Source organism: Fibrobacter sp. UWB1, from assembly GCF_002210325.1.
Taxonomy (GTDB): Bacteria; Fibrobacterota; Fibrobacteria; order Fibrobacterales; family Fibrobacteraceae; genus Fibrobacter.
Genome location: NZ_MWQL01000001.1, coordinates 235,855 through 258,939, shown reverse-complemented (window position 1 = coordinate 258,939; position 23,085 = coordinate 235,855). Strand labels below are relative to the sequence as shown.

General features: G+C 53.3%; 13 protein-coding genes. 2 read left to right on the top strand and 11 right to left on the bottom strand.

Translation table 11 applies throughout. The annotated features are described in order from the left end of the window. Positions 1-92: 92 nt before the first annotated feature. Positions 93-1,376 carry a hypothetical protein gene (locus B7988_RS01000; RefSeq protein WP_073318348.1) on the bottom strand — a complete coding sequence of 428 codons (1,284 nt, stop codon included), beginning with the start codon at positions 1,374-1,376 and terminating at the stop codon, positions 93-95. A 58-nt stretch (positions 1,377-1,434) separates the two neighbouring features. On the opposite strand from B7988_RS01000, the gene B7988_RS00995 reads away from it, so the two are divergent. Beyond that, positions 1,435-2,340 carry a tyrosine-type recombinase/integrase gene (locus B7988_RS00995; protein ID WP_088656508.1) on the top strand — a complete coding sequence of 302 codons (906 nt, stop codon included), beginning with the start codon at positions 1,435-1,437 and terminating at the stop codon, positions 2,338-2,340. A 72-nt stretch (positions 2,341-2,412) separates the two neighbouring features. Here the strand turns inward: B7988_RS00995 and B7988_RS00990 are convergent, their stop codons facing one another. The 3 genes from B7988_RS00990 to B7988_RS00980 are packed head-to-tail and all read right to left on the bottom strand — an operon-like array spanning position 2,413 to position 6,087. Further along, positions 2,413-3,543 (bottom strand): hypothetical protein, encoded by a 1,131-nt coding sequence (locus B7988_RS00990; protein ID WP_088656507.1) that lies wholly within the window; start codon positions 3,541-3,543, stop codon positions 2,413-2,415. Between the two features lie 8 nt (positions 3,544-3,551). Further along, the gene (locus B7988_RS00985; RefSeq protein WP_141225514.1) at positions 3,552-4,724 is read right to left on the bottom strand and encodes a hypothetical protein; all 1,173 of its coding nucleotides are present in this window, start codon (positions 4,722-4,724) and stop codon (positions 3,552-3,554) included. A 13-nt stretch (positions 4,725-4,737) separates the two neighbouring features. Further along, positions 4,738-6,087 (bottom strand): MATE family efflux transporter, encoded by a 1,350-nt coding sequence (locus B7988_RS00980; RefSeq protein WP_088656505.1) that lies wholly within the window; start codon positions 6,085-6,087, stop codon positions 4,738-4,740. 135 nt (positions 6,088-6,222) lie between these two features. On the opposite strand from B7988_RS00980, the gene ychF reads away from it, so the two are divergent. Continuing rightward, the gene (gene ychF / locus B7988_RS00975) at positions 6,223-7,320 is read left to right on the top strand and encodes a redox-regulated ATPase YchF (protein WP_088656504.1); all 1,098 of its coding nucleotides are present in this window, start codon (positions 6,223-6,225) and stop codon (positions 7,318-7,320) included. 94 nt (positions 7,321-7,414) lie between these two features. On the opposite strand, the gene B7988_RS00970 is transcribed toward ychF, so the two are convergent. The 7 genes from B7988_RS00970 to B7988_RS00940 all read right to left on the bottom strand — a co-directional run bounded on the left by B7988_RS00970 (position 7,415) and on the right by B7988_RS00940 (position 23,013). Continuing rightward, positions 7,415-7,966: a hypothetical protein gene (locus tag B7988_RS00970; RefSeq protein WP_249268786.1), complete on the bottom strand. Its 552-nt coding sequence runs from the start codon at positions 7,964-7,966 to the stop codon at positions 7,415-7,417. 11 nt (positions 7,967-7,977) lie between these two features. Beyond that, on the bottom strand, positions 7,978-10,335 hold the full coding sequence (locus B7988_RS00965; protein ID WP_088656502.1) for a formylglycine-generating enzyme family protein: 2,358 nt from the start codon (positions 10,333-10,335) through the stop codon (positions 7,978-7,980). Between the two features lie 70 nt (positions 10,336-10,405). After that, positions 10,406-15,676: an excinuclease ABC subunit UvrA gene (uvrA, locus tag B7988_RS00960; protein WP_088656501.1), complete on the bottom strand. Its 5,271-nt coding sequence runs from the start codon at positions 15,674-15,676 to the stop codon at positions 10,406-10,408. A 72-nt stretch (positions 15,677-15,748) separates the two neighbouring features. Further along, complete coding sequence (locus B7988_RS00955) at positions 15,749-16,684, bottom strand: magnesium transporter CorA family protein (RefSeq protein ID WP_073318378.1); 936 nt, start codon at positions 16,682-16,684, stop codon at positions 15,749-15,751. A gap of 90 nt (positions 16,685-16,774) precedes the next feature. Beyond that, positions 16,775-19,420: a protein translocase subunit SecD gene (gene secD, locus B7988_RS00950; RefSeq protein WP_088656500.1), complete on the bottom strand. Its 2,646-nt coding sequence runs from the start codon at positions 19,418-19,420 to the stop codon at positions 16,775-16,777. Positions 19,421-19,708: 288 nt separating this feature from the next. Then, entirely contained in the window at positions 19,709-20,968 is a 1,260-nt protein-coding gene (locus B7988_RS00945) for a glycoside hydrolase family 13 protein (protein ID WP_088656499.1), read from the bottom strand. Positions 20,969-21,039: 71 nt separating this feature from the next. Continuing rightward, on the bottom strand, positions 21,040-23,013 hold the full coding sequence (locus B7988_RS00940) for a 4-alpha-glucanotransferase (RefSeq protein WP_088656498.1): 1,974 nt from the start codon (positions 23,011-23,013) through the stop codon (positions 21,040-21,042). Positions 23,014-23,085 lie beyond the last annotated feature (72 nt).

The window sequence follows — 23,085 nt, the reverse complement described above, 5'->3', positions numbered from 1 at the left end:
GGTAAAAATATAGCCTAATTATGGTTCAACGTGTGCGACCTATCACCAAAAAACGCTCCTAAACTCGATAAAATCGCGGTTTTTGCCCCAAATTACTCTAAAACTTCGTCGTCTGTTTCGATGATGGCGTTCCTAGTCGGAGCGGGAGCGGCCGGCGAAGCGGCAGCCGGACTTTCGTTTTGAGCCGCAGACGAACCCTGTTCCTGCTCGGATGCAGACGCCGGAGCAGGCTGCTCGGACGCCGTTTCGGTAGAGCGAGAGGCTTCGTAAGGTTCGCGTTCCATATCCTCGTAAGAAGTGTCTTCATCGGGTTCTTCAGTCAGGTTCTTGCTGACTGCCGGAGTTGCCTCCGGCGTGCCCGGCCTAGGCGCATGGCTAAACAAGTACGGACTGATGCTCACGCTTACGCGATGCACCGGAGAAAGTACCGGGTGCGATTCGAAAGCGTAGTCGACTTTTACAAATTTTGCAATAACTAGACCCGCACCCGCGGTCACGCTCTGGAGCGTGGTAAAGCTCGAAAGGCCCGCTCGGAGCGAAAGGCCAAAGTCGAAGGTGTATTCGATACCGCCGCGACCGCCCGAAAGCCAATCCAGCGGATTTTCCCACACGCGCTTGCCGCGGGACTGGTCCATTTCGTAATCCAGGTCGCGAGCTTCACGGTGCAAAAGTTCGGCCCCCTGCCAATACAGGTTCAACTTGCCATACAGGTAAGGCACCGGAAGTCCGTAACTGGCAGCGACATACAACTCCGGAGAAGAGTATTCGAACTCGCCCGATTCCCAACTGGTCGCCGAAGACGTCCAGCCCTTCAAGAGGGCCGACAAGTAAAGTTCATCGACCGCATTAAAGCGAAGTCCGGCATCGCCGCGGAAGCCCCAGCCGCTCTGGTCCATTTCGCGGTACAGGCCATGGAACCCGATACCTAAATCCAGGCGCTTGGTGAGCTTACGGCCGAAGGTTGCCGAGAACACCCAGTCTGCAATAGAAAGCGTGTTGTAGTTGGAACCTTCGGGAAGAGGTTCGCCCTCTTTAATGTAGGGAATATCGTCTGCACCGAATCTTGAAAAAGAAATACCCAAGCCCTGGCCCACCCCGAGCGGCACCACCGCCGAGGCGTAGTCATACTTTGTATCTTCATAGTATTCGGTATGCGAAAAAGAAGCCCATGCGTAATTCACATTTGCAAGCTGGTAGGGGTTCGACATGAGCCCCAGGTAATCGCCATCGACGGCCATTGTCGCAGAACCCAATGCAGCAGAACGCGCACCCGGTTCAATATCCAAGGTCGCATTCGCACCTACCACTCGGTCGGCGGCAAAAGAACTCGCAACAGCAATTAAAGCAATACAAACAGAATTTTTCGCAAATGTCATACTTTGACCTTCAAGATAGATTATTTTTGGTTTGCAGACCAGTGAAAAAGTATTTTAGATGAACCTTTCGGAACACATCGAGCAATATTTACAGTACATCGCGGACCGGCGACGTTTTTCGCCGCGCACAATCGACACGTACCGCAAGTCGCTCACAAAATTTCTGGAACATCTCGGCGAAGGCGCAGCCGAATTTCCGCTAAACGCATTCTCGGAATCGAGCGTCAAGACGTTCGTGTGGGACTTGAAGATGAAGCAGAAACTTGCGCCCACAAGCATTTGCGAACACTTGGCCGCCTTAAAGAGCTTTGGCAAGTACTTGGTCAAGAGCAAAATTTGCGAAAAGAATCCGGCCGAAAACGTCCCCATGCCCAAACGCCCCAAGCGCTTGGTGAACGTTCTTGGACAAAAGGACTTGGCCGAAGAAAAATTTCCGGAACTGCCTGCCGACGCAAAACTCCCGCAGGTACGGGCGCGCATTCTGCTCGAGCTCATCTACGGATCCGGGCTCCGCATTTCGGAATGCCAGAATCTCACCTGGGACCGCATCGACACTAACGCCAAACTCGTACGCGTGCTCGGCAAGGGTAACAAGGAACGCATTGTTCCACTTACCGAAAGCTTTATTGACCGCATCGCAAATTACAGACAAACGCAAATGCAGGCGGGGCACATGCCCACTGCCACGGGCTACGTATTCCTGAGCGAAGACGGCAAGCCTTTCGGCCTGCGCACGCTTCGAAACGACATCCAGCACCTGCTCCGCGAAATCGGTTGGGAAGGTAAAGCGAGCCCGCACGTGCTCCGCCATAGCTTTGCTACACACCTGCTCGAAAACGGCGCCGAAATCATGAGCGTAAAAGAGATGCTCGGGCATTCGAACATCTCCACCACTCAGGTCTATACTCATGTAAATGCAGAACGCCTGCGAGAAGCTTTCAAGAAGACTCACCCGCGAGCGTAGGCGAATTCTGAATTCAGAGTTCAGAATTCGGAGTTGAAAAATAATTCTGAACTCATAATTCCGAAATCCGAATTAGAAAAAGCTTCCCTTGATGCCGACGGCGATGGTCCACTGCTGGCCAAAGTCACTCCAGTCGGGAGCGTCCCACTTGCGCATGGGACTTTCGTCGTATTCGTCATCGGGGTCAGCGGCGTTACTCTTGTCGTGGAGCGGTAAGGAGACCGCGAGGAACACCGGGAAGTCCGCATTCGAGAATTCGATGCCATAAGCAAAGGCGAGAGACCAGGCCTGATGATCGGGGTCGGGGCGCGGGTCGTAAGTTCCGACCTTTTCGGAATTGATCCATGCAACTCCGAGCGGCACCGAGAAATTCACGCCGAAGCTCTGCACGATTCCCGGACGACCGCGATAGCCGTAAGCAATGGAGCCGCCCACCGAAGGCGGAGTGTAGGCGCCCAAATCGTTTTCGCCATAAGGCTTGAAGCGGTATTCAAAGCGGTCGCCTTCGTGTTCCATGTCCTTCCAGTAAGAATCGTTGAATTCGTTCTCACCCGAAATCAGGTGCATGGCAAATGGGTGCGTGTAGCTAAGGCCGTAAAGCCAGATTCCCTTGTCGGTATCGCGGCTATAATCCCAGCCGAGCGTAAGCGAATACAGGCCCGAGCCCTTCTGGAAACTGCTCGGCAACAGTTCCTTGCCAGAATCGGTACCGCGCTTGATGTCGTACTGACCAGTCGGAATGGTGAGGCTTGCCGAAAGCGATGCGGCGCCACCGCTACCGATTGTCTTGCTAAAGTCAATGGACACATCGCCCACGCCGCCCGTAGTGCGGTCTGCCGGAATCTGGTTACTGCGGTACTGCACTTCGCCGCTATGGCTCGTCCACGGAATAGACACACCAAGCTTGGTCGACCAAGTCGGCTTGATAGACAGATGCGGCGTGAACGAGACACCCGTGAAATTCTGGCCGACCGTGTACTTGGTAAATGCTTCGACTTCAAGGTAGCCGCCAGAAACACCCTGGCCAATCCACTTGATACCATCGCCAGAACCGCCACCGGAGCCACCGGCACCGCAACCACCAATGGACGCCCACGGAGTAGCAACTTCTACAGGCGAATTAAAACCGGCATAAAATGCACCACCTGCCACAAGAGCCAAGGCAACGCCAGACAAAATCCCGCTAAATAAATTCTTCTTCATCGTTTACCTCACGGGAGCTTCAGCAAATAGCCATTGTTCGCACCAGTCGCCAAGAAGAATCCATCCGGCGAACGGCCACCAATCATCGGGACCGAAGCAATTTCTTTGGCGTTATCGACCCATTCAAACGCAAGGTCTGCAGGGGCGTTGGCAGCCAACTTGATTTCACGCATCACCGTACGGCCTGCGCTACCGTTTTGCGCCGATGCATCGGTCAAATCATTCTTGTTCACGTACTGCGAACCCTGCGGGAATTCCGCCCATACCACAAAAAGGCGTCCGGCAAAAGAGAACCAGTGCGGCTGAACCGGTTCAGAAATCATACCGGAATTCTTTTCGATTTCAAATGGTGAAGCGTCCTTCGAAAGTTCCTGAATAAAGGAGCGCCAACCCGTCATCGCAGCGTTAATCACGTTGTAGACCACATACTTGCCATCGGGCGAAATCATGGGGCTATCCATCATCCAGCCATCGACACCGGAGGGTTTCTTGAGCGTAATGGCCTTCTTGGCTCCGCCATTGGCGTAGTCCACAAATACAATCTGGTCTTTCTTGTTCACATAAACCAGACGCACATCGCTTGTGCCGAAGAATCCTTCAACCTTGGAATCATCGGCCGAAGAATCAAGCACGGCATCGGGATTCACCCACAAGTGCGGAGTCGCAAATTCACTCATGTCCTTGTCGTAGAAGAAGAACTGTTTCTTGTCAGACATACGGACTGCAAAAACGCCATAATCCAGGTTTTCGCAAGCCTTGTTTCCCTTGGTATCGTAAGCACGGAGCGCCACAATATAGTTCGGGTGCGTACTCCATTCCGGATCCTGGAACTGGCAATCGCCCGCTTCAGTATCACGCATCAAATACCAAAGAACCTTACCCGAGGTGTCGGACACCGAAAGACGGTCATGCTGCACCACCTTCGAAGTCGTGTACACGGAATCGGGGGCTTCTACATTCAGCTTGCCGCCAAAGTTCAGCCAAAGCATTGCAGCCGGATAATTTTCAGGATCCTGGGAAACGGAAGGGTTGCAAATTTGCTTACCACCGTTCACCGCAACAATCGAGCCCGTTTCAGTCTTTTCATTGGAGGTTTCAGAACCCGCAAACTGTTCCGGCTCGTAAACGCAAGCCGAAAGGGCAAATAATAAAGACAATGAGGCGAGTTTTAAATAACGCATTGTCCGAAATATACTAAAACTTGACACGTCTCACATGGTAGAAATAGATTCCCATAATCACAGAATTCGTAAGAATCCAGCTTATCGGGTACACAACCATCAGCGAAGCAAAGGATTTGTACTGGGGGAACACGAAAATCACCCAGAGAATGCGGATTCCGCAGACCCCAACCATGCAGGTAAGCGCAGGCGCCAGGGACTTGCCCATTCCCGAAAGCGCTCCTGAAAACACATCCAGGAACACGTTGATGAACAAGAGCCCCACCACCACATACATGCGAATGGAGGCAATTTCAATGATTTCGGTATTCGATGTAAACACCGACAGCATCGGGAATGCGAAAACGCAGCAGAGGGCGCTCAAGATAACCGTAGAACAGCACCCCAGCAATAGTGACCAGCGGACCGTACGGCGGCAGCGTTCCATATTCTTCGCGCCGTAATTCTGCCCCACGAAAGTCACGCACGCCTGCGAAAAAGAACTCAGCCAGTAGTACACCACGAATTCGTAATTGAGGGCAATCGACGAAGCCGCCACCGTGGCAGAACCGAGGCTATTGATAGCCGACTGCAGGCACACATTGCTAAACGAAAACACGACACCGCGGAGTCCTGTCGGAATCCCTACGCGCAGAATGCGACTCAAGAAGAAGGGTGTCACGCGCAACTTCCAGAATTCCAACTTAAATGGGCCCACCTCATGCAACAGGAGGTAGAACAAAGTAATGCCACTGATGGCGTTTGCAAACACTGTCGCAATCGCCACGCCCGACACGCCCATATCAAAGCCCGCCACCAGAATCAGGTTCAGCACCACGTTCACCGCACCCGCCACCATGAGCACGTACAGCGGGCGCTTGGTATCGCCCTTGCTACGCAGAACGGCAGCCACAAAGTTGTAGACCATCACAAAGGGCATTCCCGCAAAGTAGATTTGCAGGTAGCGCACCGCCATGTCCAACACATCTGCCGGAGTCGAAATCAACTCAAGAATCGGCCTTGCAAAAAAGATACCCACAAATGAAAGCAAAATCCCGCTAAAGAAGGCGACCATCACCGACGTATGAACGCTGCGGGTGATAGAACGGTAGCTTCGCTCGCCAATGGAATTGGCTACCACCACATTCGCCCCGACCGAAATGCCCACGAACAAGTTGATTAGCAAATTGATGACGAAGGTATTTGCGCCAACGGCCGCCAAAGCCTTGTCACCCGCAAACTGCCCCACCACGGCGACATCTGCCAAGTTAAACATCTGCTGGAAAATACTGCTCAAGGCAATAGGAATGGCGAACCGCAGGATTTTTCTCCCAAGGGGTCCATTCAGCATATCGATGTTCGTCTTTGACGAGTGGCTTGCCATAAGTTTCTTGATTGTGTACCTTAAAAACGGGCGTAAATTTAGATTTTCATGGGGCTGCCTCCAAGGGCATTTTTCTACCTTTACATCGCAAAAAAACGAGCGGCAGATAGGTAGCCGCCAAAACTGGAGATTATCATGGGTTTTAAATGCGGTATCGTAGGCCTCCCCAACGTGGGCAAGTCCACCATCTTTAACGCCATCACCAACGCCGGCGCCGAAGCGGCCAACTACCCCTTCTGCACCATCGAACCGAACGTGGGTATGGTGAGCGTGCCGGATAGCCGCCTCGACGAACTGGTCAAGGTCTACAATCCGAAATCCATCGTTCCCGCCGTTACAGAATTTGTGGACATTGCAGGTCTTGTAAAGGGTGCCGCCCAGGGCGAAGGCCTCGGCAACCAGTTCCTGACCCACATTCGTGAATGCGAAGCCATCATGGAAGTCATCCGCTGCTTCGACGACGAAAACATCGTGCACGTGCACGGTTCCGTGGATCCGGTCCGCGATGTCGAAATTATCGAAACCGAACTGATCTTGAAGGACCTCGACTCGGTCGAAAAGCGCCTCGCCACCGAAGCGAAGGCAGCCCGCATGGGTGGAGCCGAAGCCAAGGCCCGTCTCGCCGCTTGCGAAAAGCTCCGCGACGCCTTCCAGGAAGGCAAGGCCGCCCGCACCGTGATGCACGATAGCGAAGAAATGGAAGCAATCGTCAAGGACTTGGCCCTGTTGACTGCAAAGCCGCTCTTCTACTGCGCCAACGTGAAGGAAGACGACATCCTCACCGGTAACGCCTACGTGGAAAAGCTGAAGGAATACGCAGCCGCAAACGGTCACGAAGTCATCATGATTAGCGGCAAGATCGAAGAAGAACTCTCTGCCATGGAACCCGCCGACAAGGCCGAATTCCTGAAGGAACTCGGCATGAAGGAATCGGGCCTCGACGCCGTGGTGCGCAAGGGTTACGAAATCCTAGGTCTCCGCACCTTCTTTACCGCCGGCGAAAAGGAATGCCGCGCCTGGACGTTCCACGCCGGCTACAAGGCTCCGCAGTGCGCAGGCGTAATTCACACCGACTTCGAACGCGGCTTCATTCGCGCAGAAACCTTGAGCTACGAAGACTTCCTGAAGCATGGCAGCTGGAACGCCGCCAAGGAAGCTGGCCTTGTCCGCACCGAAGGCAAGGACTACGTGGTACAGGATGGCGACATCATGTACTTCTTATTCAATGTATAATGTGGAATGTGGGATGTGGAATTAATCATTACACATTTCACACTACACATTAAAAAACTCGCCTTATGGCGAGTTTTTTCTTTTGGCGTTTTTTTTACTTCTTTTTCGCGGCGCGTCGCGCCTTAAGTTCTTCTACAATCGGGCGGATGATTGTTGCGAGGTTCATCGCGGTTCCTATCAGAATCATGAACGATGCCGCATGAATCCCGATGCCGGGTTCCACCTTCAAGAGTGACATCCCCATGGCTGAATTGATCTGTCCGAGTTTCGAGAGGAAGAACCAGAGCGAGACCATCGTAAGCATTCCCATTGCAATGGAGCCCAGCGGAGTAAAGCACGCAAACAAGCCCGCAATCACGGCACCCGCAAGAATCACGTAGAGGAACGGAACCGGTTCCATTTGCGGGAAATGCGGCATGGTCTGCCGGAACTTTTCCATGGCGCTCGGGTTACCCGTTTCCATCTTTTCAAGAATACCCAAAGCAGGCTGTTTCAGTTCCTGGCGCAAATCGAGGCCCGACGCAAGCTCGTAAAGAGTGGGCTCGGCAATTACATCGTCGGCACAAGAAACATTAGCCAAAGGCATCAGCAAAGCAACAATAACAAGCAGATACGGGATAGCCGTAAGCTTTTTGAATAGACGCATTCCTTTAAACATTATTTTCCTTCAAAAAGATCCCTGGGGAATGCGCAACGGAAACCGATGGCATCAGACCAGTAACGCGGATCTTCATCATCACGTTCAGTCAGGTTCAACAGACTTTCTTTGTCCTTCCAGGAACCACCCTTGTACACCTTGGAAGAACCCATCATGGCACCCGTCGGATTAGAAGATTCTACCCAGACCGAGAACATGAAGTACTTGTCGCGAGTCCATTCGGCAACGTTACCCGACATATCGAAGATACCCCAGGCGTTGGACTTTTTGGTGCTTACCGGCTGCGGACCGTATGCGGGGTTCTTCTTGCCCAAACTATAGGAGTTCGCCTTGTAAATGGCGTATGCACCCGGATCCGGGTTTTCGTCAAGGTTCCAAAGAGCGCCTTCGTTGTTGTCGGCACGGCCAGCAAATTCCCATTGGGCTTCGGTCGGCAGGTCGCCACCGATAGCCTTACAGAAGGACTGAGCATCGTTCCAAGTGATATTGTGCACCGGATGACGGGCCCCCGTAAAGGAGGAACGATCCTTGATGCGCTTCGTAGAATCAATCTTGGACATCACGTCCTTGAAGAACTGCTGAGTCACTTCGGTCGTGTGGATTGCAAACGGAGACAGCGAAACCACCTTGCCCTTGTAACGGAAGGAACCGGAATCGATCAAGGCCACCGTACCACGGTCACGGTCGCGAATGACGCGCGGAACCTTCATGGAAACATCGAGCGCAACGCCACTCTCGTCCACCCTGAGCGCCTTCGCCTTGGGTTCCTGCACCTTATGGGCATCTTCCTCAATCGGGCGGTTCAGCCATTCCTGAACTTCGGGTTCGTCGTAGATATACTGCGGAAGTTCAAAAGCACCGTGACTCTGGAGCGGCTTGTCGTTCACAACCAGTTCGTGTTTTTGGTAACGGTAATGATGGCGGCCCTTCAAGTCTCCTTCATGGTAAATCCAGACGGGCTTGTTTCTTTCGATAGAGATAAAGGCGCGAGAAGATGCACCCGACGTGAGCAGGGCGAACAGGGAGTCGGCGGTATAGCCTTCGGCATTGCCGACCCAGGACACGTCATAACGATCTCCCTTCTTACCATAGTTAATGCGGACTGCGGCCATTCTGCACACACGTTTCGTCTTGATTACGGGTTCGGCGGGAACGGCAGCGGCGGCTGTAGAGTCCTTGACCGTCGTATCCTTGGGTGCATTTGCCTTCGCAATGGAATCCTGTTTAGCCTGCTCACGCATGGCAACAGAATCGATTACGTCTTCGCAGAGTTTTTCGTCGTTAACCGCTTCAATAGACGTAGGCACGAGGGAAACCTTATGAGGAATAGCCTGCAGGCTATCGATTTTACGGCGGAGGGCAACATTTACGGCACTTGCAGAACCCATTCTGTTCATGCGCCAATAAAGCTTGGCTTCTTCACGCTTACCATTGTAGCGGTTACGGTACTTGACATAGACGCTGTCATCGGAAGACACGCCAAGAAGCAGAGGCTTGCGAAGCGGCGGGTAAATCTTGTCAAATTCGTTGGTATCGACCTTTTCGATGGAGGTCTGGACATCGCGGGTAAGCACGTCAAACAGGTGTTCGGTTTCTTCAAGGGTCTTGGCAACGGTAACCGCATGCAATGTGACCGTAGTCGTAGCTTTGACCCTGGAAGCGGTATCTACAACCGGCAATTGCGGTTTAAGTTCAACCATGGAGCCGCCCGGAACAGAAATGGCATCGACATACGGCAGGTAATTCGGAGCCGAAAACGAGAAGGCATACATGCCCGGGTTAACCGGATAAACTAAGGACGGAACTTCCTTCATGGGAACAGAAATCGAAATCGCTTCGAGCCCCTTAATATTGGAGTTGATCGAAATAATGCCCGGGCGTTCCGTTTCCTGGATCATCTGCCACTGGCCATTCTTTCTAAAATAGAGTTTCGGAACACGCGGAGAATAGATGTATTCCCTATCGAAATAAATATCGGCTTCGTCCTGGAAAGCCCTGGAGGTTTGGGAACCGTAGAAACGCAACAGCATCACTTCGGCAGGTCTCAGGTAGTTGTCGGCCAGGCTAAAGGCGTGCAGTTTTTCAAAGTTCTTGACGTCAACGGGACCTGTGAACCAAAGGTATTCCTTGGGGCCCTTCTTATGGCGCATGAACATGATGTTCGGGCGCAGCGGAACCATCGGGGATTCCGACAAGATCATTTTTTCCTTCTTGACAATCGCCATGTTGGCGACAGGCTCCATCAGAACGCCTTCCTTGAACATAGTTGGGGCGACCCTGAAATTCTTGTCACTGTCGGCTGCCCAAATCAGAATCGGCAACAGCAACAAAAGCGGAAGCAAACGGGTAAGGGACATATTTTCTCCTGTCTACATTTCTAAACGAAATATAAAAACATTTCTTTTTTTGCTCACAACGATGGTGGTTTTAGGTCTGATTTGCCCCGATTTTGAGCAAATGACCTCCTTCGGCACCACCGACAGGGCCAAGCTCCACCTTCCAATCCGCAAGGCGAATAATATCCGGATGGTGTTCGATAACGATGACCGTATCGCCGCGAGCAGAAAGTTTGCGGAGCATGTTCCAGAGGATTTGAATATCCTTGAGGTGGAGCCCTGTAGTCGGCTCGTCGAGCAGGTAGACCATTTCTTGGGCAGGCTTGCGGGCAAGTTCCGCCGCCAACTTGAGGCGTTGCGATTCGCCGCCGCTGAGCGTGGTGACGGACTGGCCGAGTTTCACGTACGGGAGACCCACATCGCGCAGGCATTCCAGCTTCGGAAGAATTTTAGGCTGGTCCTTGAAGAATTCGCAGGCTTCGGCGACGCGCATGTCGAGCACGTCAGCGATATTCTTGCCCTTGAAGGTGACGGTGAGCGTTTCTTGATTGTAACGCTTGCCGCCGCAGACATCGCAGACTTCCCACACGTCCGAAAGAAAGTGCATTTCGACCGAGATGGCGCCGCGGCCTTCGCAGGCCTCGCAGCGGCCGCGAGCCAAGTTGTAACTGAAGCGGCCATAATCAAAGCCTTTCAACTTGGCTTGCGGCAGTTTGGCGAAAAGCCTACGGATTTCGTCAAACACGCCCGTGAAACTCGCGGGCGTGCTGCGAGGCGTCCCTGAAATCGGGCTCTGGTCCACCAGCAACACTTCGCCGCTCTGCTTCTTGCGACCGCGTGCCTGGAATTTCTTCTTGAGGCGCGGGTAGATTTCGTCCATGACCATGGAGCTCTTGCCCGAACCCGAAACACCGCAAACCACGCTAATCGCGCCCTTCGGGAATTTTACAGACAAATTCTTAAGGTTGTTGTGATTCAACTTTTCGAATTCGTAGAATTCCGTGGAATCGGTAATGGGCTTTGCCGCAATCTCGTTCGCCATCGGGATGGTGTGCGTGAGGTACTTGACCGTCTCGCTACGCGGGAACTGCTGGAGCGCATACGGCTTGGAGAGCTGCTCCGGGGAACCCTCGGCGACGACTTCACCGCCGAACTCGCCCGCCGCCGGGCCCATGTCAATAATGTGGTCGGCCGCCTGCATCATCTTCATGTCGTGTTCCACCACCACGAGCGTGTTTCCCAAATCGCGCAAGCGGTAAAGCGTATCGAGGAGCATAGCGGTGTCACTTTCGTGCAGACCCACCGTGGGTTCGTCAAGCACGTAAAGTACGCCTTCGAGGCCGCTACCGATCTGGCTTGCGAGGCGAATGCGTTGCGATTCACCACCGCTGAGCGTGTCGCCCGCGCGGTCGAGGCCAATGTAGCCAAGGCCCACGCCCTTCAAGAAATTGAGACGACCGACAATTTCACGGAGCAAAGGTTCGGCAACCGTCATCTTACCGTCGGCATTCTTGTCTTTTCCGAAGTTGTCGCGCTTGAAGTTTTCGTTGCTGAACCATTCGAGCGCCTGGGCGATGCTCATGTGGTTCACGTCCATGATATTCTTGTCGCCAATTTTAACCGCCAGATATTCCGGTTTCAAACGTTCGCCATGGCAATCGGGGCAGACTTCGCCATCCTTAAAGTGACCGAGGCCAAGGCAGGTTTCGCAAGCGCCCCAGTGCGTATTGAAACTGAAATGCTTCGGGTTCAATGCCGAATCCATGTACCAACCGCAATCAGGGCAACCCGGCTTTTCGGAACAGGCCAAGCGACCGCCCTTCTCGTCTTCCACATAAAGGATTCCGTTGCCGTCGCGGTAGCCACGTTCAAAAGCTTCTACCAAGCGGGCGCGGTTTTCTTCCTTGACCACGACCGTATCGACCACAGCGAACAACTGCTTTTCGCGGGTCGGGATTTTCGGCAACGGGAGTTCCACCAGCTTATTGCCGAGGTAAACCTTGCGGTAGCCCTTTTCCGTGAGAATCTTGGAAAGCTTCAGCACGTCCTTGATTTCGAACGGAGCAAGCACAGTGACTTTCTTATTCAAGTCGCGGTCGAAGGCGTATTGCATCAGGTCGCCCGCGCTGTACGAAGACACGGGCTTTCCGCATTTCAAGCAATGCGGGGTGCCGACCCTCGCCCAGAAAATGCGGAAGTAATCATAGATTTCGGTGAGGGTCGCCACCGTACTGCGCGGGCTCTTGCTCGCACTCTTCTGGTCGATGGCGATTGCCGGCGCCAGGCCCGAAATGGAATCAATGCTCCCGTGGTCGGGGCGCCCGAGGAAGCGACGGGCATACGTGCTCAAGGTTTCGACAAAGCGGCGCTGGCCTTCGCTAAAGAGCGTATGGAACGCGAGGCTCGACTTGCCGGAACCCGAAACGCCTGTGACCACCGTGAGCTTGTGGCGCGGAATCGTCACGTCAATGTTCTTGAGGTTATGCTTGCGGGCGCCATGCACCTCAATATCGAGAGACAAGTCTTCGCCGCCCTTGAGCGTGCGGTCAAAATGGTGGTTCTCGCCGTGCTTTTTCGCAAGCACCGGCGCGAGGTAGCGGCCCGTCTCGGATTTTTTGCACTTCGCAATCTGTTCCGGCGTACCTGTCGCAATCACGCGCCCGCCGTGAATACCCGCATCCGGGCCCAAGTCAATAATCCAGTCAGCGCACTTGATTACGTCCAGGTTGTGTTCGATAATCACGACGCTGTTGCCGAGGCTACGCAGGCGATTCAGGCAATCCATGAGCTTGCGGATATCTTCAAAATGCAAGCCCGTCGTCGGTTCGTCAAGCAGATAGAGCGTCTTGCCGGTACCCGGGCGGCGCAGTTCAGAAGCAATTTTAATGCGCTGCGCTTCACCGCCGCTGAGCGTTGTCGAAGGCTGGCCCAAAGTAAGGTAGCCGAGGCCCACTTCCACAAGCAAATTCAGCGGTTCTGCAATCTTCGGAATATCCTTGAAGAATTCCGCCGCATCGGCAATGCTCATATCGAGAATTTCGGAGACGTTCTTGCCCTTGAAATAAACTTCGCGGGTGGCATCGTTAAAGCGCTTGCCACCGCAGACTTCGCAGGTCACCTGCACGCTCGGCAAAATGTGCATGTCCACGATTTTCACGCCCGCGCCTTCGCATGCATCGCAGCGGCCGCCCTTCACGTTGAAGCTGAAACGGCTCTTGCTGTACCCGCGAATTTTGCTTTCTTCCATGCTCGCGAAAAGGTCACGGATATCGTCCCAAATCTTCGTGTACGTTGCCGGGTTGCTTCGCGGCGTGCGGCCAATCGGCGTCTGGTCGATTTCAATCACCTTGTCGATGTTTTCGAGGCCTTCCAGATGGTCGAACTTGCCTACCGGTTCTTCGGAGTTATAGAACACGCGGGCCAGTTCGCGGCGCAGAATCTGGTTAATCAGCGTACTCTTGCCGGAGCCCGAAACGCCCGTCACCACCGTGAGCGCGCCATCGAGCGGGATTTCCACATCAATGTTTTTCAGGTTGTTTTCGGCAGCACCGCAAATCTTGAGTTTCGGCGTATTCTTGTCAATCTTCTTGCGCTTCTCGGGAATCTCGATTGCCTTACGGCCACTCAAATAAGCGCCCGTCAGCGAAGCCTTGTTCTTCTCGAGTTCCTCGACGGTTCCAGCCGCAATCACGCGACCGCCTTCCACGCCAGCACCCGGCCCCACGTCAATCACGCAGTCCGCATGGCGCATGGTGTCTTCGTCGTGTTCCACGATAATCAAGGAGTTGCCCTGCGCGCGCAAATGCTCCAGCATCCCGAGCAACTTATCGTTATCGCGCGGGTGGAGCCCGATGCTCGGCTCGTCAAGCACGTAAAGCACGCCCTGCAGGCCGGCGCCCACGGCACTTGCAAGCCTGATTCGCTGCGCTTCACCGCCCGAAAGCGTGGACGCCTTGCGGTTGATAGTCAGGTACCCCAGCCCCACTGCATTGAGGAATGAAAGTCGCCCGCGAATCTCTTTCAGAATTTCCTTGCCGATTCGCTTTTCCTTTTCGGACAAGTCAATCTTATTGAAAAATTCCACCGACTTCTCGACGGACCATTCCGTCATCTCGGTCAGGTTCACGCCATGGAACGTGACCGCATTCGCCGTGCGGTTGATGCGCGTGCCGTGGCATTCGGGGCAAATGCCAATCTGCATGTACTTGCGGAAGTGGTAAATGTGCCACATGTCCCACAGTTCTTCCATGATGGGCATGATTCCCCGTTCGCTCCCGCTGGGCGTGCCGTACAAGACGGCATCCTGTTGTGCCTTCTTGAGCTTGTTCCACGGCGTGTCCAGCGAAAAATGCATCTCGTTCGCGATGTTGCGCAGGTTGCGGCGACCGAAATCGCTGAAAATCAGCGTGCCGTCGTCCTTCTTGATGGTCGCGATGCAACCTTCCTTGATGGACTTCGTCTTGTCCGGAATAATCAGGTCCAAGTCAAACTTGTAGCTTTCGCCCATACCCTTACAGGCGGGGCAGCGGCCCTTCGGGTCGTTAAAGCTGAAGAACCGCGGTTCCAGTTCCGGAATGGAGATGCCGCACTTGGGACAAGCGAGCAAAGTGCCCTGCAAGCGATATTCTTCCTTGCCCTCACCTGCCGACAGCAAGAAACTCACCAGCTTCCCGTCGGTCAGTTTCAAAGCGCCTTCCAGCGCCTCGCGCAGGCGGCTCATGTTCTTGCGTTCGAGCGTCAATCGGTCAATCACCGCTTCAATCGTGTGCTTCTCGTAACGCACAAGCGCAGGAACATCTTCCAGGCGATAAATCGTCCCGTCCACACGGGCACGCACAAATCCGTTTTCCTTGAGTTCCGCCAGTTCCTTGCGGTATTCGCCCTTGCGCTCCTGCACAATCGGCGCCATCACCGTAATCTGCTTGCCTTCGTCACTCACATACAAATTATCGACAATCTGGTCCACCGTCTGCGCCTGGATCACGCGCCCGCAATCGGGGCAATGCGGCACGCCCAAGCGCGCAAAAAGCAAGCGGTAATGGTCCAAGATTTCCACCACCGTACCCACCGTCGAACGCGGGTTGCGGTTCACCGTCTTCTGGTCAATCGAAATCGTCGGCGAAATACCGCGCACGCTCTCTACCTCGGGGTGTTTCATGCGGCCAATGAACTGGCGCGCGTACGCCGAGAGCGATTCCACGAATCGCCTCTGACCTTCCTGGAACACCGTATCGAAGGCGAGGCTCGACTTGCCCGAACCGGAAACGCCGGTTACCACCACGATGGAATCGCGGGGAATGGAAAGGTTCACATGGCGGAGGTTGTGTTCGTGCGCGTCGCGGATTTCAATAGACTTTGTCATGTGCCGCAATATAGAAAAAGACGGCTTAGCCGTCTAATTTTTAGTGAACATTTGTGCAGAAATTCAAGTTTTTTATTTCCGACGCATCCAGAAAGCGGTAAACACAATCACCGACAAGATACACAACGCGATAATCAACCAGAAGGCCATCGGCGAACCGACCGTGGCGTCTCCGTTCATGCCGAAGGGCAACTTCACGTTCATTCCAAACAAACTTGCGAAGAACGTCGGGAGAGAAATAGAAATCGTCACAATCGTCAAGTTCTTCATCAGCGTGTTCACGTTGTTGCTGATGACGCTTGCACGGGCATCCATCATGGACGTCAAAATGTTGGCGTAGATTTCAGCTTGCTGCAGGCTCTGGCGGTTTTCAATCACGATATCGTCCAGCAGTTCCCGTTCGTTTTCGCTCCAGTTCAGGCTGCGGCCAATCTGCAACTTCTTGAGCAGAGTATCGTTGCTGTTCAAGGCGCTCACGTAGTAAATCAAGCCCTTGTTCAAGCTGAACATGCTAAGCAGGTACTTGTTTTCCATGGCCGTGCGCAGTTTCTGTTCCAACTCGTCGTTAATGCGGTTGATAATCTTCAAGTGTTCGTTGAAGTGGAAGATGGCGTAGCTCAACACACGCAGCACGAAGGTGTTCAAGCTGTCAATCTTCGAAAAGCGCTTTTCATCCATGATAGGAATGTCAGAGTCCGTCAGGAGCAGAACCCAGTCCTTGAAGATGAATATACCGAAAGATTCCACGCGGAACTGGAAGTTGTCGCTTGCCGAATAGTTCTTCGGCTTCTTAAACACGATCGTCGTAAAATCGTCATCGTATTCGATGCGGGAAAGTTCGTCCGAGTCGAAAGCAGAGGCTATGGTATGTTCAGTGATTTCGTACTCTTTAACGAGCACACTACGTTGCTCTTGGCTCAAGGAACCCATCATCACGATGTCGGCGCTGTCTTCGTTCGGGGCACTAGCGAGGCGACCCGATTCGATCTTGTAGTACTTCTTGAGCATAGGAGCCCCCTTTATCGAACGGCTTCAAATATAAAAAAAACCTCGGCAAAACCGAGGTTTTTTAAAGCTTTTTTTGAGTTTAGTGCTAAATTACACACCCTTCTTGAAGCGCTTGCTCCACCACAGAACCACGGGAGAGCAGATGCACACAGAAGAGTAGGTACCGATAAGGATACCGAAGCACTGGACCAAGCCAAAGTCGCGGATGGAAGAACCACCCATCACGGCGAGGATCACGCACACGAACAAGGTCGTGAGAGAGGTCACCATGGTACGGCTGAAGCACTGGTTCAGGGACTTGTTGATGGTTTCGGCGAAGTTGCTGGAACCATACACGGCAGTGTTTTCACGAATACGGTCGAAGTTCACGATGGTGTCGTTCACAGAGTAACCGATCATGGTGAGGAGCGAGGCAATCAAGGCGCCATCAAAGGAAAGACCGAAGGCGGAGATGAAGCCAAGCGTAATCACGGTATCGTGTACCAGGCCGAGCACGGCCGCGACACCGAAGCCGAGACCGAACTTACCGAAGCGGAACCACACGTAAATCAAAATGCCGAGCCATGCGAGAATCACAGAGAGGATAGCGTTGAAGCGCAGTTCCTTACCGATGGTCGGACCCACATTGTCCTTAGCGACGATTTCGCACTTCTGACCGGCCTTTTCGAAGGCCTGAGCCATCTTGAGTTCGAACTGGGCGTCATCAGAGGCGCGCATGCTAATCTGGTAAGAGTTAGCAGAAGTACCACCGAGCGTACGGACCTTCGTGCCAGAAATACCGGCAGCAGACAAAGCCTTGCTCAAGTCCTTTTCATGCTTGTCGCTATCCTGGTACTGCACGGTATAAACCTGACCACCAGTGAAGTCGATGCTGAAGTCGAAGCCCTTGACAGCGATGAAGGCGATAGAGGCCACAATCAGGATCATGGAAATGAGGCCGAAACGACGGCGGTTCGGAATGATTTGGAGGTTCGCTTCGTTGATAGCCTTGAAGCCGGAACCAATCGAAAGCGTGGTACGATCAGCCTTGGCAAGACGCCAGTCAAGAATAGAGCGAGTCACCGTGATTGCGCAGAACAAGGAAGTCAAGATACCGATCGTAAGAGTAAGACCGAAACCCTTCACAGAACCCGTACCAATCTTATAAAGGATAAGGCCGGTAAGCACGGTCGTCAAGTTGGAGTCCAAGATGGCACCGAAGGCGCGTTCGTAACCCTTGGCCACGGCGGCGCGGGCGGTCAGGCCGTTCTTGAGTTCTTCACGGATACGTTCGTAAATAATCACGTTGGCGTCGAGAGACATACCGACCACGAGGATGAAACCTGCGATACCCGGCAAGGTCAACGTAGCGTTAAACACAGACATCACGGCGGCGGTCACCAAGGTGTTGATCACCATACCGAAGCTTGCAATAAGACCACCGAGGCGGTAGTAGGCAACCATGAACACCAAGCAGAGGATAAGGCCGATAGCACCGGAACCGAAACCCTGCACAATGTTTTCTTCACCGAGGGTTGCACCCACGCTGCGGCTTTCAATAATCTTCATCGGAGCCTTGAGGGCACCGGCGCGGAGCACCACGGAGAGGCGGTTAGCTTCGGCCATGTCGTCGAGACCCGTAATCTGGGCTTCGCCGTTCGGGATACGGTCGCGGATCACCGGAGCAGAAATCACCTGGTTGTCAAGAACAATAGCCATCTGCTTGCCGATGTTTGCGGCAGTCACGGCAGAGAACTTCTTAGGACCAATGCCACCGAACTTGAGGCTCACAGCCACTTCACCGGCGCTCACACCGTCAGACACGCGGTAGGGGCGAGCATCGACCACATCGTCACCGGCCATTTCGGCACGGCGCTTGAGCAAGTAAAGGCGCTTGGCCTTGATCTTGGAATCACGCTGCACCGGTTCGAGACCGCTGCCGAAAGCGAAAGCGACATCGCGCGGAATCAGCTTCTGCACACCGTCGGTAGCGAGGAGCTTCTTGACCTTTTCGACATTTTCTTCGGCGATAAAGCCACCGTTACCAAAACTCAGGTAGTAAGCGGAAAGAGCAACGCCGACCTCAGATGCCGGTTGAGCCTCGACCGCGGCAGAATCCTTGGCGGAATCGGTTGCGGCCACTTCGGCTGCCGGAGCCTTACCGAGCAATTCGTCATCGGAAAGGGTCTTGGTCGTATCCTTGGCGGAATCAGCCTTGGCGACCGTAGAATCCTTGGCGGTGGAATCCGTAGCGGCGGAATCAGCCACGATGTCGGTCGTCTGGCGGGTCAGGTACTGGTCGATGAGGCCGACCACCTGGGTAAACTTTTCAGCTTCGGCCAGAATCTTGAATTCGAGCTTGGCGGTCGAACCCACGAGAGCCTTTGCAGTGGAGTCATCCACGCCTGCCAGTTCAACCACGATTCGGTCGTCGCCGGACGGGGAAATCTGCGGTTCAGAAAGACCGTACTGGTCAACGCGGTTACGGATGATTTCGAGGGACTGTTCCTGAATGTCCTTGATATCGTCGCCCTTGATGTTGGTTTTGTCAATTTCAAGGGTAATAGCCGTACCGCCGGCAAGGTCCAAGCCGAAATTGATGGATTTTGCACCCATCTTCGGATTTTCCTTGAGGAAGGTCTGCTTTTCTTCGCCCTTCTTGGTGTGAACCTGGATAGAAGGCCATACCGTGTAGGCCGACAAAACAATGACGAGGAGAATAATGAGTTCTCGCATGCCGAATTTTTTCTTATTCATTTGTAATCCCTATAAGGCATTATTCACTAAGTTTTGCGCGCAAAGATAGAAAAATAGTCTTCAGTCATTAAAAATTTGTCACAAGAAATGCGTTTAGAAAGCATCTGTGAGCCTCAAGCGACTCGTCTAAACGAGTCGTGGAGGCGAGAGTGAGGCGAAATCACATATTTTCACTATAAATAGAGCCGAACGGTCTGCAAGGGGGGAAGACTCCCCCTGGTTCGCACTTCGTCGCTCACCACCCCTTCGCCTAGGGGTTTAACCCCTAAAACCCCGCAAGGCTTTTATTTATATAATGTTGAACTTGTATTCAGAGCCGTCTTGCAGCACAACGAGCGTCATCGTCTTTTTGCCGAGGGTACGCTCAATAGCAAATCCATTGTCGGCGGAGCGGATTTCAAGCGCGCCGTCGCGAAGCACCGCATTCTTGTTGCGGAACGCAATCATCTGCTTTAAAAATTCGTACAGCGGCTTCCCCTGCATTTCGGCAAACTTGCTCCACGGTACGCTACGGCGGTTGTCAGGATCCTTGCCGCCTTTCATCGAAAGTTCTTCGCCGTAATAAATGCACGGCGCCCCCGGCAAGAAGAAGAGAATCGTATACGCGAGCTTGATTCGTTCGAGGTTTGCGCAGGGTTGCGACATCAGGCGCGTGGTATCGTGGCTCCCGAGCAAATTCATGGGAATGTCGCCACGGCCTTCGGGGAATGCTTTCTGCAGGCGTTCGCCGAATTCCTTGATCGAAATCGGATTTTCGTCGAACAGGAACTGCATCGCCGCCTTGCGGAACATGTAATTCATCACGCCGTCAAACTGGTCGCCCTTGAGCCAGCGAGAAGGTTCATCCCAAATCTCGCCCACAATGTAGGCGTCCGGATTCACCTTTTTCACGCGGCGGCGGAATTCCTGCCAAAAACTGTCGTCGTCAATTTCATTCGGGACATCCAAGCGCCAGCCGTCAATGCCGCGCTTCATCCAGTACTCGCCTACGCTAAAAAGGTATTCGCGCACATCGGGGCAGTCCGTATTGAATTTCGGGAGCGCCGGGAAGTTCCACCAGCATTCGTAATTGGGCTTATCGGTATAGGCGTTCAGCGGCCAGCCCTTCACATGGAACCAGTCCACATACGGCGAATGCTCGCCCAACTCCATCAGGCTATTGAACTGAAAGAATCCACGAGAGCAATGGTTGAACACGCCATCCAAAATCACGCGCAACTTTAGCTTGTGAGCCTTCTTGACCAAGCGGTCAAAATCTTCGAGCGTACCCAGCACCGGGTCAATCTCGAAGTAGTCCACCGTATGGTAACGGTGATTCGAATTGCTCTTGAAAATCGGGCACAGGTAAATTGCGTTGACGCCGAGGCCCGCAATATATTCAAGCTTATCTTCGATGCCCGCGAGATTCCCGCCGAACATGTTTTCGCGGGTAGGCTTGCTCCCCCACGCGACAAACTTGCCTACGGCCTTATAACGCTCCGAACGGCAGAACCGGTCCGGAAAAATCTGATAAAAGATAGCGTCTTTAACCCAAGCAGGAGCAAACATAACTAGAACTTTGAGCTTAGAGCTTAGAACTTAGACACAATCACTAAGTTCTACCAACTAAGCTCTATCAACTAAATCTTCCACATGGGGCGGCGCTTGCGCACATCCACGAGCATGCGGATTTCAGAGGCAAGCGACGAGTAGTCCATCAATTCTTCTACAGAACACGGCATGCGGTAGCACCAGTTAGAGCCACCCACCGTACCCGGCACATTCACGCGTTCTTCTTCGGGCGCGCACTTACTAAGGCTTGCCGATAGAGCAAAGTAATCTTGCACCGGCAAAATGCAGAACAAGCTGTTCGCCGTATACACGTGAGAGAGTATCTGGCGTGCCACAGAAGGCGTCACCTCGTCAGGGGCGTTGCCCGGCAAATGTGCATGCGACCAATAAAGGTTGCGGTCAAAGTCGCTTTCCTTCCAGAGTCCACGCAAGCTAGAGGTATCGTGGCAGCTGGTGGTGCACACAGACAGGCGCGGGTATTCGTCCATTTCGTAGTACGGCGAATACGGGGCATTCCAGTTACGGGCCCAGCGTTCAATGCGCAACGACAGAATATTGAGTTTCTTGAGCACGGCAGGCACGCAAGGCGGCACGGCACCCAAGTCTTCGGCGCAGACCAGCATATCGGTTTCCTGCGAAAGCACGGTCAAGAGCTTGGTGGCGTTGGCATCCCACAAACCGTTCTGGGAATTTTCGTTTTCCTTGATCAAGTTGCGCAACTTTTCCTGTTCGTAATCCGGCAAGGTAAAGAACACCGGCGCATTGTACCAGTACCAATACGGGTAGAAATTGTTTTCGTCGCCCGAGGGAACAAACACTCGGTTCCAGTAAACCTTGAGCAGCTTGTCCTTGACTTCTTGCGGTTCGTTCATGCCAAGGATAGCCTTTTCGGAACTGTACTCCGGCTTGAGAATCAAGCGGTCCGGGTGACCTTCGAGCTGGGTAAAGCAAATCGGAGCAAGACGGTCGGCGTCAGCGCCCAAAAATTCGTGCAACTGGTCTATGCCGTAATTCGGGCGGCGCAGGTATTCCAGCGTTTCGCGCATAAAGCCAGCGGCAGCGAACTTGTCGTAAGTGAGCGGTACGCACGGGTTAAAGTAACCCAGAATGCCCGTGACTTCTTGCTGCGGAATCGACCAAATGCGGAAGAAACCAAGCACGTGGTCAATGCGGTAAGCATGGTAGAACTTGCTTGCCTGAGCCAGGCGGCGGCGCCACCATACAAAGTTGTCCTTTTCAATCACGTCCCAGCGGTAAGTCGGGAATCCCCAGTTCTGGCCCGTGTAGCTAAACATGTCAGGAGGAGCGCCCGCGCGGTCATCCAGCGAGAAGTACTTGCGGTCGGCCCACACGTCGGCGCTGTCTTCGTTAATCAGAATAGGAATGTCGCCCTTGATGCGGATTCCCATCTTGGAGACTTCGGCAACCGCAGCGCTGAACTGTTTCTCGGCTTCGAACTGCATCCAGGCCTGGTACAGGTTATCCTTCAAGAATTTTTTCCAAAGGGCCTCGATATCCTTTTCGGTCGGGTCGCGGTAATTCTTCCAGTCCTTCCAGCTTCTTTCGTCGTTCTGAGCCTTGAGAGTGCAATACACGCAATACGGCTTTGCCCAAGCATTGTCATCGATCCAGCGCTGCAACACCTTGTCTTTTTTCAGGTCGTCGTAACGATTGTCAAAAATCTTGCGCAGAATCATGCGCTTCCAAGTCGTAATATTGTAATAGTCGATTTTGCCGTACTTTTTAAAATCAGCCTTGCCCGCCTGGATTTCGTCTTCGTATTCCGAAGAACCTTCCACCGACTGCACGTTAATGAACACCGGGTTCAAGGCAAAGGCACTGCGGGCGCTATAGGGGCTCGATTCGGCCCCCGTATCGTTCACCGGCAAAAGCTGAATAATATTGAAATCACAAAAAGCGGTCCAGCGGGCAAACGGAATCAGGTCCAAGAATTCACCTATACCGATGCTCTGTTTGCTATAAAGGCTAAAGAGGGGAACGGCCACGCCGCTCTGGAAAAATGAAATGTCACCGTAACGCATATTTAAAATTTAGAAAAAGTCCGAAGTAGGCGGAAGACAGTAGTCTGCTGTTAAGAAATAAAAAGCCTTTTC

Coding starts and splice junctions, on each gene's coding strand:
- B7988_RS01000 (WP_073318348.1), bottom strand. CDS start 1,376: ATGACATTTGCGAAAAATTCTGTTTGTATTGCTTTAATTGCTGTTGCG.
- B7988_RS00995 (WP_088656508.1), top strand. CDS start 1,435: ATGAACCTTTCGGAACACATCGAGCAATATTTACAGTACATCGCGGAC.
- B7988_RS00990 (WP_088656507.1), bottom strand. CDS start 3,543: ATGAAGAAGAATTTATTTAGCGGGATTTTGTCTGGCGTTGCCTTGGCT.
- B7988_RS00985 (WP_141225514.1), bottom strand. CDS start 4,724: ATGCGTTATTTAAAACTCGCCTCATTGTCTTTATTATTTGCCCTTTCG.
- B7988_RS00980 (WP_088656505.1), bottom strand. CDS start 6,087: ATGGCAAGCCACTCGTCAAAGACGAACATCGATATGCTGAATGGACCC.
- ychF (WP_088656504.1), top strand. CDS start 6,223: ATGGGTTTTAAATGCGGTATCGTAGGCCTCCCCAACGTGGGCAAGTCC.
- B7988_RS00970 (WP_249268786.1), bottom strand. CDS start 7,966: ATGCGTCTATTCAAAAAGCTTACGGCTATCCCGTATCTGCTTGTTATT.
- B7988_RS00965 (WP_088656502.1), bottom strand. CDS start 10,335: ATGTCCCTTACCCGTTTGCTTCCGCTTTTGTTGCTGTTGCCGATTCTG.
- uvrA (WP_088656501.1), bottom strand. CDS start 15,676: ATGACAAAGTCTATTGAAATCCGCGACGCGCACGAACACAACCTCCGC.
- B7988_RS00955 (WP_073318378.1), bottom strand. CDS start 16,684: ATGCTCAAGAAGTACTACAAGATCGAATCGGGTCGCCTCGCTAGTGCC.
- secD (WP_088656500.1), bottom strand. CDS start 19,420: ATGAATAAGAAAAAATTCGGCATGCGAGAACTCATTATTCTCCTCGTC.
- B7988_RS00945 (WP_088656499.1), bottom strand. CDS start 20,968: ATGTTTGCTCCTGCTTGGGTTAAAGACGCTATCTTTTATCAGATTTTT.
- B7988_RS00940 (WP_088656498.1), bottom strand. CDS start 23,013: ATGCGTTACGGTGACATTTCATTTTTCCAGAGCGGCGTGGCCGTTCCC.